A 15,693-nucleotide genomic window follows, 5' to 3' on the forward strand; every position below is an offset into this window, starting at 1 on the left:
GTCAGGCTCCCACCGGCTGTCCCAGCGGGACTCCAGCCGAGGCGAGCGCGCTCCGGATCTCCTCGCGGGCGCCGTCCTCGAGCGGCATCAGCGGGGGGCGGACGGTCGCGTCGGCGATCAGCCCGCGGTCGACGAGGCCGAGCTTCATCGCCGTGGTGGATTCGATGTGCGACGCCCGGTGGTAGACCGCCTGGGTGATCGGCAGCATCCTGTCGTGGACAGCCTTGGCGCGGTCGTAGTCGTGCGCCTGCGCAGCGTGGAGCAGCTCCACCATGAGCTCGGGGATGAGGGCCGCGTACCCGACCAGCGCGCCGTCCGACTCCCACATCGTGTGCAACAGGAACTCGTCCTGGCAGGTCAGGATCTGGATGTCGGGGAACTCCCGGCGGATGACGGGCGTCTCGGTGTCCCACCGGATCATGTCCCGGGCGCCGTCCTTGATCGCGAAGACCGCGTCGTGGGCGCACAGCTCCAGCAACAGCTCCAGGGAGAAGGTGGCCTTGGTCGCGGCGGGGAAGTTGAACGCGATGATCGGCAGGCCCGCCTGCGCGACCGCGTCGTAGCGATCCTGGACCGACCCGGCCTGGTAACCGAAGCGGAGGCTGGAGGGGGCTGGGAAGACGAGCAACGAGTCCGCACCGGCATCCGCGGCACGCTGGGCTTCCTGGGCCACGACGCGGGTGCCGTCCCCGGTCACGCCCGCGACCAGGTGCAGATCGGGCACCTCGTCCCTCACCGTGCGGATGATCTCGACCCGCTCTGCCTCGGTCAGCGAGGTCCCCTCCCCCGCGTGCGCGTTGAGCACGACACCCGTGACTCCTGGGATCGTTTTCAGCCAACCGCAGTATGAGACCAGGCTCGCCATGTCGACCTCGCCGGCCTGGTCGAACGGAGTGACGATGGCCGGCGTCACGCCGCGAAGGTTGGGGACCACCATGATGAAGAACCTCTCGTCGTCTGGCGCCCTCATCCGAGTTCGCCGCGTAGGAACAGCATATTGAAGGGTATGGAGTCGCACCAGGGCTCAGCCGACGACGACCTCGCCGGACCCGGATCTCGCCTGTGCGACTGAGCCGCCGATGACGTCGACCGGTCGCTGAGGGGTCTGGCGCAGCTCCGTGGCAGACGATACTCTGAAAACGATACGAACACTAGGAGGCAATATGGACAGGGTCTGGGATGTCATCGTGGTCGGTGCCGGCGCTGCGGGGCTGGCCTGCTCGGTCGCGGCCGCGGAGGCCGGCGCCTCGGTGCTGCTCCTCGAGCGCGGCCGCTCCCTGGGCGGGACGACGATGTACTCGGTCGGGTCGATGACGGCCGCGGGGACGTCCTTGCAGCGGCGAGCGGGGATCGAGGATGACACCGAGCAGCTGATCGAGGACATGTGGGGCTACCCGGACGCCGGGCTGTCCGGCGACGCACCCGACCTGCGCCGCCTCTACGCCGAGGAGTCGGGTCCGACGCTGGAGTGGCTGGTCCGGCACGGGGTGCAGTTCACCCTGCCCAATATCGAGCCGCCGCACCGCGTGGCCCGGATGCACAACGTCATCCCGGGCTCCCGGAGCTACATCACCCGACTCGAGGAGGCCGCCCGTGCTGCAGGGGTGCACGTGGTGCTCTCCACCGAGGTGCGTGAGCTGGTGCTGGAGGACGGCGAGGTGCGCGGCGCAGTGGTCGCCGGCCCCGCGGGGACGTCCACGGTCCTGGCGCGCCGTGGGGTCGTGCTCGCCACCGGGGACTTCAGCGGCAACAGCGGCATGCGTCAGCAGCACCTGCCCGAGGCCGCGGCCGCCGCGCTCCCGATCAACCCCGAGGCGCTGGGGACCGGGCACCAGCTGGCGGCGCAGGCCGGGGGCGAGCTCGTCGCGATGGACCGCCTCTTCGGGCCGCAGCTGCGCTTCGGTCCGCCACCCCGCCGTGGGTGGCTGGACCGGCTGCCGACCTGGCGCTGGCTGTGCGCGATCGAGGGCGCCGTCGTCCGTCGCGTCCCCGCCTCGGCTCTGCGTCCCGTGGTCAAGTCCCTCCTCGTGACGCACATGTCCCCGACGGACTCGCTGTTCCGATCCGGTGCGGTCCTGGTCGACCGCGACGGGGTGCGTTTCGGCCTGGAGGAGGACCCGGCCAGGGAGCTGTCGGCTCGTCCAGGCTCCACGGGCTACATCATCATGGACGAGTCGGTGGCCAAGACCTTCGACAGGGAACCGAACTTCATCTCCACGGCGCCCGGCATCGCCTTCGCGTACTTCACCGACTACCGCCGGGGACGACCCGACCTGGTGACCACGTCCGACACCGTCGAGGACCTGGCCTCCCGCCTCGGCATGGGGACGGACCAGCTCGTCTCCTCGGTCCGGTCGTCCGGCCTGCGCGGCCCCTTCGTCGCGATGGGACCGGTGCACAGCATGCTCACCGTGACCGAGGGCGCAGTACGGGTCGACCAGTCCCTCGAGGTGCAACGACCGGACGGGCAGCCCGTGCGCGGACTGTTCGCGATCGGCGCCGTGGGCCAAGGGGGGATGCTGCTCAAGGGACACGGGCACCACATCGGCTGGGCGATGACCTCGGGTCGGGTGCTCGGTGTGCGCCTGGCGGCTCGGCCGCTGGACGGGCGGACGACGGGGAGCCTCAGCGAGGAGGAGGCCGCATGAACCGCGTGCTCACTGATGAGGAGCTGGGCTTCCTGAGGGGTGTGGACAGCCCCACGGTCGCCAACGCCATCGAGAGACTGTCGCTGCGGGACCGTACGCACGGCTTCATCGGCGGCCGCGTGCGTTGCACCTTCCCGGACCTGGGGGTGATGGCTGGCCGTGCCCTGACCGTCCGGGTCAGTGATGCTCCTGGCCCGCCGCCTCAGCGTGAGCAGTGGTGGCGTCTGTGGGAGGAGCTGGAGGGCATGCAGGGGCCGACGGTGCTCGTCTTCGCCGATGCCAGCGGCGCACCTCACCGCGTCGCCTATGCCGGCGAGGTGATGGTCCGCCTGGCTCGCCGTCTGGGGGCGGTGGGGATGGTCACCGACGGCGCCCTCCGGGATCTCGACGAGGTGCACACCCTGGGTTTCCACTACTTCATGCGCTACCCCGTGGTCTCGCACGCCAACTTCGAGGTCGTGTCGGTCGGGGAACCGGTGGTCGTCGACGGCCAGCAGATCCGGACGGGCGACCTGCTGCACGGGGACGCCAACGGCATCGTCGTCGTCCCGTGGGAGGGCCTTGGCGGACTGCCCGAGCAGGTGGAGGCGGTCCGGAGCACCGAGGCCGCGGAGATGGCCTTCATCGAGAGCGAGGAGTTCACCCTGGACCGCCTCAAGGAGCGGCGCGGCTACGGCACCCGCTAGGCCCTGTCCCCCTTGGCAGGGACACCTCCACCTGCTCCTCGTCGGCCCGCTCCGCCGCAGGGCGTCGCTCGTCAGACAGGACGACCGTTCACCTCGGCCCGGTTACGGATGCCCCGCAGCATCCGCTCGGTCATGACGAAGCTGGCCACCGAGACGGTCTCGACCAGCGGCCGCGCCCAGCGGCTCAGGTAGCGGTATCGCTCCCGGACCACCAATCTGCTGCCGTCGGGGGACCGGGGGTGGAGGGTGAAGGACCAGGTGAAGTCGTAGGGCATCGAGGACGTGTCTCTGGTGGCCTCACCGGTGGCGGAGACCGCGCCGCGGACGACCATGGCCCGTGGCGGATCGATCACCGCGAGCCGCAGCGCGACGTCAGGGTGAAGCCGGAAGTCGTCGCCGACCTCCGGGTGCTGCCACTCCTCGACCACACGGGTGGCGCTCGCCATCCGGCAGCCGACGAGGTTCTCCAGCCAGTCGTAGGAGTAGAGACCCCCTCGTGCCTGCCCCATCTGCGCCAACCACGGCCATACCGCCTCGACCGGGGCGTCGATGCTGATCGCCCGGGTCGCCACCAGGTCGGGACGAGGCAGGAGGTCGTCCCCAGGCAGTGCGCGAGACACCTCGTCGGCAGTAGCGCCCCAGGTGAGGACGCGGGGTCGTATGACGAGGTGCAGCCCCGCCGCTCCCAGGACGGTCAACACTGCGCGCGCCAGCACCCGCATACTCCTAGCGTGGCACCGAGACGGGCCTGTGGGAACCACGTCGGGAAGGTCACTCGGCCGCTGACAGCGCCGCCTCGTACCCCTCCCGGGCCGCCTCGATGAAGAGCTGGGCCGCCTGCTGCGGTGACGGCGCCTGGAGGACACCGGACGTCGAGCCGGTGCCGTGGGCACCGCTGCGCATGATGTCGTACGCGTCGCGCGGAGCTGCCACCCCTCCCGCATGCATGACCAGGACACCGGGTGCCGCCTGGGTGACCTGGTGGGTGGCCGGTCGGATCCACGGCCGCTCGCCGGCTCCCGCGCCCCCGATGAGCGCGGGGGGTTCGTAGAGCACGATGGTCGGCCCGCGCCTGGCGACCTCCACGGCCTGCTCGTCGGTGTCGGCGCACACCATCGTCAGCAGGCCCGCCTGCTCGGCACGCTCCATGGTCCGGGTGAGGAGCAGGGGGTCCAGCGGATGGCCGACGTGGTTGAGCATGACACCGTCGGCGCCGGCGTCCACCAGGCTCTCCGCCGTGGTGCGACCCACGCTGACGCCCTGCTCGTCGGCGTCCATCGTCTGGGCGAAGACGTATGCGTCGGGCACCGCCGCGCGGACCTGCGCGATGAGCGCTGTCGGCACGGTGAGGATGACGCCCACCCCCTGGTCGCGACCGGCCCGGGCGGCCGCCGTACCGACGGAGACGATCTCCGGCAGACGCAGGAGGTTCTTCGGTCCGATCTCGAAGAAGGGGGCCTTCAGAGGCGGGCGGCCAGCCGTCGGCATCAGGCCATCTCCACGGCTGCCGAGCGCGGCTCGACCAGGCGGACCGTGACGTGGGAGGGAAGGTCGGCCAGCACGGCGTCGTCGGGAGCGGCATCCGTCACGATGACGTCGATCTCCTCGAAGTTCGCCACCCTCGACATGAGCACCCTGCCGAGCTTGGAGTGGTCGAACGCCAGCACCACGCGGTCGGAACGCTCCAGAGCCAGCCTCTTGCCGGCGCTCTCGTCCGGGTCGTAGTCCGTCAGACCCTGGCGAGGGTGCACCCCGCTGATCCCCATCACGTAGGTGTCGACGTTGTAGTGGCGAAGGTCGTCGGCCATCGTGGAGCTGGTCGTCGTCATCTCCGAGGCCTTGAGCCGCCCCCCGAGCAGGAACACCTCGACCTGCTCCTCGTCGGCCAGCTCGGCCGCGACGAGCAGGCTACGGGTCAGCACGGTCAAGGGCTGGCCCCGTCCCCGGAGGGCGTGCGCCGCCGCCAGCGCCGTGCTCCCCCCGTCGAAGAAGACGACCTCCCCCGTGCCGAGCAGGTCGGCGACAGCACGCCCGATGTGCGCCTTGGTCTCGTGCTCGCTCACCGCGCGGTCGGACAAGGAGGGCTCTGTGCTCTTCGACTCGACCATGACGGCCCGACCCCCCATGAGGCGCCGGACGACACCACGGTCCTCCAGGGCCTCCAGGTCGCGCCTGATGGTCATCGCGGAGACCTCGAAGTGGGTCGCCAGACTGGTGATGTCGACCTCCGACCGGTCCCTCATGAGTGCCTCGATCTCGGCTCGCCTCTGCTGCACTCCGCGGCCCATCGCCATGAGAACTCCTCCACTCGACGGTGGCGTCGACGACGCCCGCTCCTGCTCGAACGTAGCACAGCGACTGCCTCTAGATGTCAGATTGTCACAATTTTGCCGCACCTCTTGCCACCTTGCTGAGACTTGGTTACATTTCGGTGTAATCGCCTCACATCGATAGGCGAGGTCGTGATTGCCCCTCGGAAGGACGACCCGTGTACATCCCCCCTTCGCTCCCCCGCACCCGGCCCGTCAGCATGTCACGCAGGGTGGTGCTGGCCGGCAGCCTCACCGGCGCCCTCCTCCTCACGGCGTGCGGCGGCTCCTCCGACGACCTGGACCCCTCGGCCGCCGGCGGTTGGTCGCAGGAGTATGCAGGCACCGAGCTGAACGTCCTGGCCGAGGCCACCCTCAACTCCGACATCCTGGCCCAGATGGCCCCGGAGTTCACGTCCATGACCGGCATCGAGGTCACGATCGAGACGGCGCCCTTCGCGCAGCTGGTGCAGCGAGCCACCCTGGACTTCTCGACCTCGCAGGGCGACTTCGACGTCGTCTCCATCCCCTACGACTACCTGGGCGCCTACGCGGGCAGCGGCTACCTCGAGGACTTCGCCCCGCTGATGGAGGCCAACGCGGACAAGGTCAGCGACGACTTCAGCCAGGAGAACGTCATCCCCGGGCTGTGGGACACCGCCGCGCAGTGGGACGGCGCCTACTACGGCATGCCGAGCAACAGCGCGGTCACCATGATGATGTACCGGCAGGACCTCTTCGAGGACGAGTCGGAGCAGGCGGCCTTCATGGACGCCTACGGCTACGAGCTGGCACCGGCCACGACCTGGGAGCAGTACGCCGACATCGCCGAGTTCTTCACCCGGGACGCCGGTGAGCAGCTGGCCGGGGAGACGCTGTCCGAGCCCCTCTACGGCGTGACCCTGGCCGGCAAACGGCACGAGGCGGCGGTCTTCGAGTGGCTCAACTACGCCAACTCCTTCGGTGGTGGCGTGCTCTCCCCCGAGGGCGAGCTCATCCTGGACACCGACGAGTCCGTGGACAGCCTCGACTACATGAGCTCCCTGGGCGAGTTCGCGCCCCCGGGATACACCTCGGCCACCTGGGACGAGGTGACGGCCCAGCTGCAGCAGGGCATCGCCGTCCAGGCCATCTCCTGGGGCGACACCGCCGGGGCCATGGAGAACCCCGACCAGTCGGCCGTCGTCGGCAAGATGGCCTACGGCGACATCCCGGTGCTGGACGAGGGCGACGAGCACCACGCCCTGCACGGCGCCTGGACCTACGGCATCAGCACCGAGGCCAGCGACGCGGACGCGGCATACCTCTTCGTCGCATGGGCGCTGTCGGAGCCGGTCCAGAAGCAGATCGGTGAGATGGGCGGCGTGCCGGCCACCTTCTCCGCCTTCGAGGACCCCGAGCTGCTCGAGACGCTGCCGTCTTGGCCGCAGCAGCTGCGCAGCCTGGAGAACGCGGTCGCCCGGCCCCGCAACGCCGAGTGGCCGCAGATGCTGGACCAGCTCATGCTGCAGGTCTCCAACGGCCTGGTGGGCGAGGCCACACCGCAGGAGGCGCTGACCGACGCGCAGGACGAGATCACCGGCATCCTCGGTGACAAGCTGCCGCTGACGGAGTTCTGAGCCCGATGACGATCGCCGTGGAGCCTGGGCGCGAAGCACCGCCCCCACCGGCGCCGAGGAGGAGGACGGTGCGCTGGGCGCGGATCGGGATGCAGGCACCCAGCCTCGTCATCCTGATGCTGGTGCTGGCGTTCCCGCTCGTCTACAGCCTGCTGCTGAGCTTCCAGTCCTACAGCCCGGTCGACCCGGCTGCCGACGGTCGGTGGATCGGGCTGGACAACTACGCACGGATGTTCACCGACACCCAGTTCGGCCAGGCCATCCTCGTCACCCTGGGGTATGTCGTGCTCGCCGTGGCTCTCGAGACGCTCCTCGGTCTCGTCCTAGGCATCTGGCTGTCGCGTCTGGTCCGGACGCGACGCCTGATGACGTCCCTCCTGCTGCTGCCGATGATCGCCACTCCCCTCGTGGTCGGGCTGATGTTCAGCTTCGGCCTCAACCCCCAGTTCGGCTACATGACCTCGGCGCTGCAGTCGCTCGGGCTGATCGGCGAGGCGGGGGTGCTGGACAGCCCCGTCGGGGCGTTCGCGGCCCTCGTCGTCATGGACGTGTGGGAGTGGACCCCCTTCATCGCCCTCATGGTGCTGGCGGGCCTGTCGGCCGCACCCGAGGCCCAGATCCAGGCAGCGCAGCTCGACGGGTGCTCGACCTTCCAGATCTACTGGCACGTCATGCTGCCCATGATCCGCCCGGTGATCGGGGTGGCCATCCTGTTCCGGGCGACCGAGGCGATCCGCATGTTCGACCAGGTCTACATCCTCACCGGCGGCGGCCCCGGATCGGCCACCACGGTCAACGACATCTTCCAGTACCGCGTGAGCTTCACCGCGTTCGACATGAGCTACGGGGCGACGCTCGGCATCGCGACGTTCGCCGTCGTCGTGACGCTGACCTGGGTGCTCTTCCGCTACCTCAACCGAAGGGGTGCAGCATGACGACCACGGACGCCCGGGTCGAGACCCGGCCGCAGAGGACCGAGCAGCCCCGCCGGACGCCACGACGCGCGTTCGTCACCGTCCTCTCGGTGCTGGTCCCCGCCGCACTGATGCTCGCCTACCTCTCGCCCATCGTGTGGCTGGTCCTGACCTCGTTCAAGAACCGGGTGGACATCTTCTCCTCCGCCCCCACGGTGTTCTTCACCCCGACCCTCGCCAACTACGTCGAGGCCTTCGTGGACAAGGGCTTCACCGAGAACCTCGTGAACTCCGCGGTGGTGGGCATCGCCTCCACGCTGATCGCGCTCCTGGTGGGCCTGCCGGCGGCCTACAGCCTCAGCCGCGCCAGCAAGGGCGAGGGCTTCATGATGGCGCTCCTGGCCGCCCGGCTGCTGCCGGCCATGGTGCTGGCCGTCCCGCTCTTCGTGCTCGCCTCCAACCTCGGGCTCCGCGACACCTACGCCGGCCTCATCGCCGCGCACCTGACCTTCGCGCTGCCGTTCACGGTATGGATGATGCGCGGCTTCTTCCTCGCTGTGCCGGTGGCCCTCGACGAGGCGGCGCAGCTGGACGGGTGCGGGGAGTGGGGCACCTTCCTGCGGGTCATCATGCCCATCGTCAAGCCCGGTCTGGCCGCGACCGCCATCTTCTGCCTCATCAACTCCTGGAACGAGTTCCTCTTCGCGCTGGTCCTCACCGGGCGGGAGACCCAGACGCTGCCGGTGGCCATCCCGAGCCTCATCACCCCGATCGGCACCTCCTGGGGCCAGGTCGCGGCCGTGGGCACCGTCACGGTCATGCCGGTCATGATCGTGGCCTTCATCGTCCAGAAGCACATCGTTGCCGGCATGACCGGCGGAGCCATCTCAGCGGAGTGAGCCACACGCAGCCCCGCACCGCCCTCGCCTCTCAGGAGACACCCATGCTGGTCCGATCCACCACCACCGTCATCCAGACCCCGGCTCGCCAGGAGTTCTTCGACGTGACCGAGCAGTTCACCGCCTTCATCACCGAGTCCGGGTGCGCGGACGGGCTCGCCGTCGCCTACACCCAGCACACCAGCTGCTGCGTGTTCATCCAGGAGGAGTCGGAGGACACGACCTACTACGGGACCCAGCTGCTCCTCCAGGACACGCTCAACGTCCTGGCCAAGATCGCGCCGCCGACACGGAACGAGGGCCAGTACCTGCACCCGGGCCCCATCCACATCAAGAACGCCGCGGACCTGCGCGGGGAGCACCCGTCCTGGGGCCTGAACACCGACGGCCACATCATCTCCTCCATCCTGGGCCGCTCCGCGACGGTGCCGGTGGTCGACGGCGAACCCGTCCTCGGCGAATTCGGGCGCATCTACGTCGGGGACCTGGACTCGGTCCGCGCCCGGGAGCGGACCGTCTACTTCACCGTCCTGGGTGCCCCGTGATCGTCTACGCGGTCGACCTGGGCACGACCAACGTCAAGGTCGTCCGGTATGACGACACCGCACGTGCCCGGGCGACGGCGTCGTCGCCGATGCGCTACCACCGCGAGGGCGACCGGGTCACCTTCGATCCGGACACCGTCGTCGACACCGTGCTCGACCTCGTCCGCGCGGCCGGACGGGAGGCGCCGGAGACCGAGTCGTCCGCGAGCATCGTGCTCACCGGCCAGGCCGAGTCCCTCGTCCTGGTGGATGCGCAGGGGCAGGTCGTGGGTCCCGGGATCTCCTGGATGGACGAGCGGTCGGGTGACCAGGCCGGGGAGATGGCGGCGGCCTTCGACCCCGACGCCGCCTTCGCGATCACCGGGGAGCCGGAGGCGGTGCCCACCTGGCCCGCGACCAAGCTGCGGTGGCTGGCGCAGCACCACCCCGAGGTCCTCCCCCGGGTCCGACACGTCTTCATGATCAAGGACTTCGTCATCTGGCGGCTCACCGGGCGCGCGGTGGGCGAGGAGACCACGCGCGGCTTCACCTATCTCTACGACGTGTCCCGGCGCGACTACTGGCCGGACATGCTGGACTTCTGCGGGGTGACCCAGGGGATGATGCCCGAGGTGGTCCCCGCCGGAGCGACCGTCGGCCCGGTGGTCCCGCGCATCAGCGAGCGGCTGCCCGCGGCGTCATACACGGTGAACACCGGCGCGCTGGACCACTTCTGCGCGATGCTCGGCACCGACACCTACGCCCCCGGCCAGCTGAGCGTCTCCGCCGGGACCGTGCTGGCGCTGTCCATGCTGGCCGACGGCTGGACGCACGACCCCACCTTCAGGGTGTCCTTCCACGCCGGGCTCCGACCGGACGACACGGTCCTCTTCAGCTGCGCCGACAGCGGAGGCGTATGCCTCGGCTGGCTCCAGGAGATCCTGGGCGCGGACGGCGACCTCGGGGCCGTCGAGCCGCAGCTGCGCGAGGTGGACAGGGGTGCGGCACCGCTGTTCCTCCCCTACCTCACCGGCCTCAACCCGCCCGACTTCAACCCCCGGGCCCGCGGCGCGTTCCTCGACCTCCAGCTCCGCCACCAGCGCAGCGACCTGGTCTACTCCGTCATGGAGGGCGTCGCCCACCTCCTGCGACGCAACCTCGCCGACCTCGCGGACCACGGTCACGCCGCGGCCTCGCTGACGTCGGCCGGCGGCGGCACGGCCTCCGGCTTCTGGAACCAGCTCAAGGCCGACGTCACCGGGCTGGAGCTGACCGTGCCTCAGGAACCCCAGGACGCCTGCCGCGGCGCCGCCATCCTCGCGCTGGCCGCCGAGGGAGCCATCGGCTCCCTCGGCGACACGGCCTCCCTCAGCCGGCCCCCCGTCGCGACCTTCTACCCTCGCCACGACCCCCGCACCGACCACCGCTACGCAGCCTTCGACGGTGCCCTGCACCGGCTCTACGGCTCCTGACCGCCACACCCCTGCCCCGTCCCACCACGCATACCAAGGAGAACATCATGATCCTGTGCTGCTCGAGCGTCATGCTCCCCGACGAGTCGCTCACCTCGCAGGCCGAGCGACTCAAGACCTGGGGCTTCGACGCCATCGCTGTCTTCCAGGACTACGCCCGCTGGGACGACACCGTCCACCGCGAGCTCGTGGAGCTCGAGTCCCGCACCGGCGTGCGCCCGGTCGAGTTCGTCCTCCTGGACGAGATCTACGGCAAGGCCATGTCGTCCGACGCGGCGCTCCGGACGGCGTGCCGGGACATGTACAAGCAGGCGGCGGACGTCTGCGCCGAGCTCGGCCTCGTCACCGAGATCGAGTACGAGTACGGCCCCCAGGACCCGATGCCCCTCTTCGACCCCTACCAGCAGATGGACGCGGAGACCGAGGAGGCGTTCCTGGATTTCTACCGCGAGCTGCTGGACCGGGTGGCCGGGTCGAACGGGAAGATCCTGCTGGAACCGCTCAACCGCTACGAGAGCCGCTACCTCAACTCGGTCGCCGACAACCTGCGCATGATCGAGAAGGTGGCCCACCCCAACGCAGGACTGCTCCCGGACACCTTCCACATGTCGATCGAGGAGAAGAACGTCGCGGACTCCCTCCGCGCCGCCGGGGACCAGGTCCGTCACGTGCACCTGGGCGACAGCAACCGGCTCCTGCCCGGTCACGGTGCGCTGGACTGGCCCGACATCTTCGCCGCCCTGTCGGAGATCGGCTACCACGGCACCGTCAACCTGGAGTGCTCGACCAGCGGCGACCCCGAGCGGACCCTCCCCGAGACGGTGCGCTTCCTGCGCGACCTCGCCGCCTGACCCACCACCAGAACACCCGAGACACCGAGGAGACACATCATGGACCTGAACCTGGCCGGCAAGACCGCCGTCATCACCGGCGGTGCACGAGGCATCGGCCTGAGCATGGCGCGGGCCCTCGCTGCCGAGGGCGTGAACGTCGCCCTGCTCGACCTGCTGGAGGGGGTGGGCGACACGGCCGCGGAGATCTGCACCGAGTTCGGCGTGCAGACCTGCGGTCTGCGGCTCGACGTGACGGACCAAGAAGCCACCGAGGCGTGCTTCGCGACCGTGCGGGAGCAGATCGGCGTCCCCCAGGTGCTCCTGACCGCCGCGGGGATCGAGATCAACGAGGACTCCATCGACGTCTCGGCCGCGGACTGGCGCAAGGTCATCGACGTGAACCTGGCCGGGACGTTCTTCTCCTGCCAGGCCTTCGGCCGCGGACTGCTCGACGCCGAGCTGCCCGGCAGCGCCGTCCTGGTCGCCTCGATGTCCGGGGTCATCGTCAACGTGCCCCAGTGGGCGGCCTCCTACAACTCCTCGAAGGCAGCGGTCGCCCACCTCGCGCGCTCGCTCGCGGTGGAGTGGGCGGCCGCGGGCATCCGGGTCAACTCGATGTCCCCCGGCTACGTCCTGACCGACCTCACCCGACAGATCCTCGAGCGGCAGCCCGAGCTGGAGGCCGAGTGGGTGGCCCTCATCCCCCAGGGCCGGATGGCGACGCCCGAGGACCTGGCGGGGCTGGTGCTCTTCCTCGCCTCGGACATCTCCTCCTACCTCACCGGGCAGCAAATCGTCATCGACGGCGGCTACACGGCGGTCTGACCGTGGTGGTCGTGCGGGCGCGACCCGCTCCCGTCTGGTGGGCCGCTGGTGCCACGCCGCGCGCCGCCGTCAGGCGGGGTCGTCTCGCTCGACCTAGGCGACGTCGGTGGCTGCACGCCGCCGCCGTCGTTGCTCGACGGGGTCGGGGACGGGCGCCGCGGCGATGAGACGTCGGGTGTAGGCGTCCTCTGGTCGCGTGAGGACGTCCTCACGGCTCCCCTGCTCCACGATCTTGCCCTGGCTCATGACCGCTATCCGGTCGGAGAGCAGCTCGACGACGGCCAGGTCGTGGCTGATGAAGAGGCAGGAGAAGCCGAGTTCGCGCTGCAGCTCGAGGATCAGATCGAGCAGGCGGGCCTGGACCGAGACGTCCAGCGCACTGGTCGGCTCGTCCGCGACGAGCAGCTCGGGGTGGGCAGCCAGGGCCCGCGCGATGGCGACTCGTTGGCGTTGGCCTCCGGACAGCTCGTGGGGGAACCGGTTGCGCCACGAGGACGGGAGCTGAACGCTGTCCAGCAGTTCACTCACGCGGTTCTCCAGCTCACGCCGTCCCTCGGGCACCAGCCGGTGGAGTCGGAGAGGCTCGCTGACGCTGTCGCCGATGGTGTAGCGAGGGTTGAGCGACGCGGCAGGGTCCTGGAACACCATGCCGATGTGGCGTCGGAGGGGACGCAGCTGGCGGCGCGACGCCGTGCTGATGTCGGTCCCGGTGACCTCGACCGTTCCTGAGGTGACCTGCTGCAGCCCCACGACGACTCGACCGAGGGTGGACTTCCCCGATCCCGACTCCCCGACCAGCCCCACGATCTCGCCGCGGTTCATGTCGAGGCTCACCTGGTCCACCGCCCGGAAGGGGCGCCGACCGAAACCGCCCGGGTAGTCCACCACCACGTCGCGCAACCGGAGGATGGCATCCGCAACTGGCTCCCGGCTGTCGTCGCCAGTCGTCGGACCTCGCTGGTGCGTGGCTGCCGGCGGATCCGCGCGACGTCGGCCCAGGTGGGGCACCGAGGCGAGGAGCTGCTGGGTGTAGGGGTGCTGCGGGTGGGCGAACAGGTCATCGACCGACGCCTGCTCGACGATCTGCCCGTCCTTCATGACGATGACCCTGTCGGCGATGTCGGCCACGACCCCCATGTCGTGGGTGATGAGGACCATGGCCGCGGAGATGCGTTGCCGGAGGTCTCGCATCAGCTGGAGGATCTCGGCCTGGACGGTGACGTCGAGGGCCGTGGTCGGCTCGTCCGCCAGGAGCACCTTCGGATCGCAGGAGATCGCCATGGCGATCATCGCTCGCTGACGTTGACCACCCGAGAGCTGGTGCGGGTAGTAGCCGACACGCTCCTCCGGGTCCGGCATCCCGACGAGGCGCAGCATCTCGACGGCTCGGTCACGAGCCTGTCTGCGGGTCATCGACAGATGCAGACGCAGCATCTCGCTGATCTGCCACCCGATCGTGAAGACGGGGTTGAGCGCGGTCATCGGCTCCTGGAAGATCATCGCGACGTCACGCCCACGCATCTGCCGGAGCGCCGACTCGTCGAAGCCGGAGACGTCCTCGCCCTCGAGCTCGACCCTGCCGCTCAGCTGCGCGGAGCTGGGGAGGAGCCGCAGGACCGACATCGCGCTGACGCTCTTGCCCGACCCGGACTCACCCACGATGGCCAGGATCTCCCCGGGGAAGACCTCGAGGCTGACCTCCTGGGTCGCTGCGACGACGCACCCGCCGACGGCGAAGGACACCGACACGTCTCGCAGGGCCAGCACCGGTCGCTCCCCCTCCGGAACCTGTGGAGCAGTGGTCTCGTCACGCATGTGTCTCTTCTTCCGCTGTGTCGATGAGGGCGAGGGTTCTGCGGTTGAGGACGAAGGCGCGTCGGAGGGTGGCCAGCTGCTGACCCGCCTCTGCGCGGTGCAGCCCCGGCAGGCCGGCGAGCACCTCGGTGTTGAACCGGTGCAGGTCGGCCTGGTCCCGGAGGACCACCTCGAGGGTGATGTTGCTGTGTCCGGAGGTGGCGGCGACGTAGCGGACCTCGGGACACCGCGTGAGGGTCTTCGCCGCGTCGTCGACGTGCCGGAGGTCCATGTGCAACCAGTACATGGCGGGTGCCGAATAACCGAGGAGCTCGGGGTCCACCAGCGTGCTGAGCCGGACCCGCCCCTCCGTCAGCAGGTTGTCCAGCCGTCGGCGCACGGAGGTCTCGCTCGCCCCGAGCTGCTGGGCGAGCTCGGAGATGCTGGCTCGCGCGTCGACGCTCAGCAGGTCGACGAGGGCGCGCTCGCGCTCGTCCAGCGGCCGGGGGTCTCCGGGGGTCACCGCGCCCCGGTGCTGCACCAGGATGTCGGCCGCCTCCGCCGGCAGGTCCGTCTGCAGCCAGGTGTGCTCGAGCTTGTAGTGCGACAGGACGCTCTCGGTCTTGGTGGCCCACACCCCGGGTATGCGGTCGATCTCGGTGAGCAGCACCCGCGCGAGCTCGGCCTGCGAGCTGACGATGAGCTCGACCACCAGGTCGAAGGAACCGGTGAGCAGGGCGGCGAACCGGACGTCGGTGCGCCCGGCCAGCGCCTTGGCCACCTGGGTGACGGATCCGGCGGTGGTCGTGATCTCCACGAGGACGGGATAGCCCTCGACGCAGAGCAGCGGGTCCGTCGTGGCGACGACCTGGGCCAGTCCTTCTCCGAAGAGTCGTTGTGCACGGCGCGCCACCGTGCTGTCCGAGCTGCCGGTGGCGCCGGCGATCTGCTGCCACGTCGCGCGACCGTGGATCTGCAGTGCCGCGATGATGCGCCGGTCGAGCTGGTCGAGGCCAGGCGCCTGATGATTCCTCACCGCTGCCCCTCCTTCGTGTATGAGGTGTCGCCACCCTAGCGTATGAGGAAACTGGGCGAAACTCTTGTGCTCGACGGGGATTTATGGCAAGTTGGGCGCAGTTCGCGACGATATCCGCCACATCCCCGGTGGAA

The 15,693-nt window shown here is 69.7% G+C and carries 15 protein-coding genes; 9 read left to right on the forward strand and 6 right to left on the reverse strand.

Features of this window, described 5'->3' with window-relative positions; all coding sequences use genetic code 11:
* Position 1: 1 nt before the first annotated feature.
* Complete coding sequence (locus tag Q0795_RS11225; protein ID WP_298889710.1) at positions 2–970, reverse strand: dihydrodipicolinate synthase family protein; 969 nt, start codon at positions 968–970, stop codon at positions 2–4.
* A 193-nt stretch (positions 971–1,163) separates the two neighbouring features.
* Here Q0795_RS11225 and Q0795_RS11230 point away from each other — a divergent pair, with 193 nt between their 5' ends.
* Positions 1,164–2,648 (forward strand): FAD-dependent oxidoreductase, encoded by a 1,485-nt coding sequence (locus tag Q0795_RS11230; protein WP_298889712.1) that lies wholly within the window; start codon positions 1,164–1,166, stop codon positions 2,646–2,648.
* Positions 2,645–3,334, forward strand: coding sequence for an RraA family protein (locus tag Q0795_RS11235; RefSeq protein ID WP_298889714.1), 690 nt, complete (start codon positions 2,645–2,647; stop codon positions 3,332–3,334). The genes Q0795_RS11230 and Q0795_RS11235 overlap by 4 nt, the downstream gene beginning before the upstream one ends.
* Before the next feature lie 71 nt (positions 3,335–3,405).
* Here the strand turns inward: Q0795_RS11235 and Q0795_RS11240 are convergent, their stop codons facing one another.
* From Q0795_RS11240 to Q0795_RS11250, 3 genes are read right to left on the reverse strand one after another with little or no spacing between them, the layout of a single operon-like run.
* On the reverse strand, positions 3,406–4,050 hold the full coding sequence (locus Q0795_RS11240) for an SRPBCC family protein (protein WP_298889716.1): 645 nt from the start codon (positions 4,048–4,050) through the stop codon (positions 3,406–3,408).
* Positions 4,051–4,105: 55 nt separating this feature from the next.
* The gene (locus Q0795_RS11245; RefSeq protein ID WP_298889718.1) at positions 4,106–4,822 is read right to left on the reverse strand and encodes a triose-phosphate isomerase; all 717 of its coding nucleotides are present in this window, start codon (positions 4,820–4,822) and stop codon (positions 4,106–4,108) included.
* Positions 4,822–5,628 carry a DeoR/GlpR family DNA-binding transcription regulator gene (locus Q0795_RS11250; protein WP_366942466.1) on the reverse strand — a complete coding sequence of 269 codons (807 nt, stop codon included), beginning with the start codon at positions 5,626–5,628 and terminating at the stop codon, positions 4,822–4,824. Before Q0795_RS11250 ends, Q0795_RS11245 begins: the two co-directional genes overlap by 1 nt.
* A 236-nt stretch (positions 5,629–5,864) precedes the next feature.
* Between Q0795_RS11250 and Q0795_RS11255 the strand changes: the two genes are divergently transcribed.
* The 7 genes from Q0795_RS11255 to Q0795_RS11285 all read left to right on the forward strand — a co-directional run bounded on the left by Q0795_RS11255 (position 5,865) and on the right by Q0795_RS11285 (position 12,729).
* Positions 5,865–7,262 (forward strand): extracellular solute-binding protein, encoded by a 1,398-nt coding sequence (locus Q0795_RS11255; RefSeq protein WP_298889720.1) that lies wholly within the window; start codon positions 5,865–5,867, stop codon positions 7,260–7,262.
* A 68-nt stretch (positions 7,263–7,330) separates the two neighbouring features.
* Positions 7,331–8,197: a carbohydrate ABC transporter permease gene (locus Q0795_RS11260; protein WP_298889721.1), complete on the forward strand. Its 867-nt coding sequence runs from the start codon at positions 7,331–7,333 to the stop codon at positions 8,195–8,197.
* A complete protein-coding gene (locus tag Q0795_RS11265) occupies positions 8,194–9,075 on the forward strand; it encodes a carbohydrate ABC transporter permease (RefSeq protein WP_298889723.1) in 882 nt (293 codons plus the stop codon). Before Q0795_RS11260 ends, Q0795_RS11265 begins: the two co-directional genes overlap by 4 nt.
* A gap of 44 nt (positions 9,076–9,119) precedes the next feature.
* On the forward strand, positions 9,120–9,620 hold the full coding sequence (locus tag Q0795_RS11270; RefSeq protein ID WP_298889725.1) for a YjbQ family protein: 501 nt from the start codon (positions 9,120–9,122) through the stop codon (positions 9,618–9,620).
* Positions 9,617–11,071, forward strand: coding sequence for an FGGY family carbohydrate kinase (locus Q0795_RS11275; RefSeq protein ID WP_298889727.1), 1,455 nt, complete (start codon positions 9,617–9,619; stop codon positions 11,069–11,071). Before Q0795_RS11270 ends, Q0795_RS11275 begins: the two co-directional genes overlap by 4 nt.
* 47 nt (positions 11,072–11,118) lie before the next feature.
* A complete protein-coding gene (locus tag Q0795_RS11280; RefSeq protein ID WP_298889729.1) occupies positions 11,119–11,922 on the forward strand; it encodes a sugar phosphate isomerase/epimerase family protein in 804 nt (267 codons plus the stop codon).
* A 39-nt stretch (positions 11,923–11,961) separates the two neighbouring features.
* A complete protein-coding gene (locus tag Q0795_RS11285; RefSeq protein ID WP_298889731.1) occupies positions 11,962–12,729 on the forward strand; it encodes an SDR family oxidoreductase in 768 nt (255 codons plus the stop codon).
* Between the two features lie 93 nt (positions 12,730–12,822).
* On the opposite strand, the gene Q0795_RS11290 is transcribed toward Q0795_RS11285, so the two are convergent.
* Entirely contained in the window at positions 12,823–14,544 is a 1,722-nt protein-coding gene (locus Q0795_RS11290) for an ABC transporter ATP-binding protein (protein ID WP_298889734.1), read from the reverse strand.
* Positions 14,537–15,559, reverse strand: a complete 1,023-nt coding sequence (locus Q0795_RS11295) for an Lrp/AsnC family transcriptional regulator (RefSeq protein ID WP_298889736.1) — start codon at positions 15,557–15,559, stop codon at positions 14,537–14,539. Before Q0795_RS11295 ends, Q0795_RS11290 begins: the two co-directional genes overlap by 8 nt.
* Positions 15,560–15,693: the final 134 nt, after the last annotated feature.

It is taken from the genome of uncultured Serinicoccus sp., from assembly GCF_947487915.1.
Lineage (GTDB): Bacteria > Actinomycetota > Actinomycetes > Actinomycetales > Dermatophilaceae > Ornithinicoccus.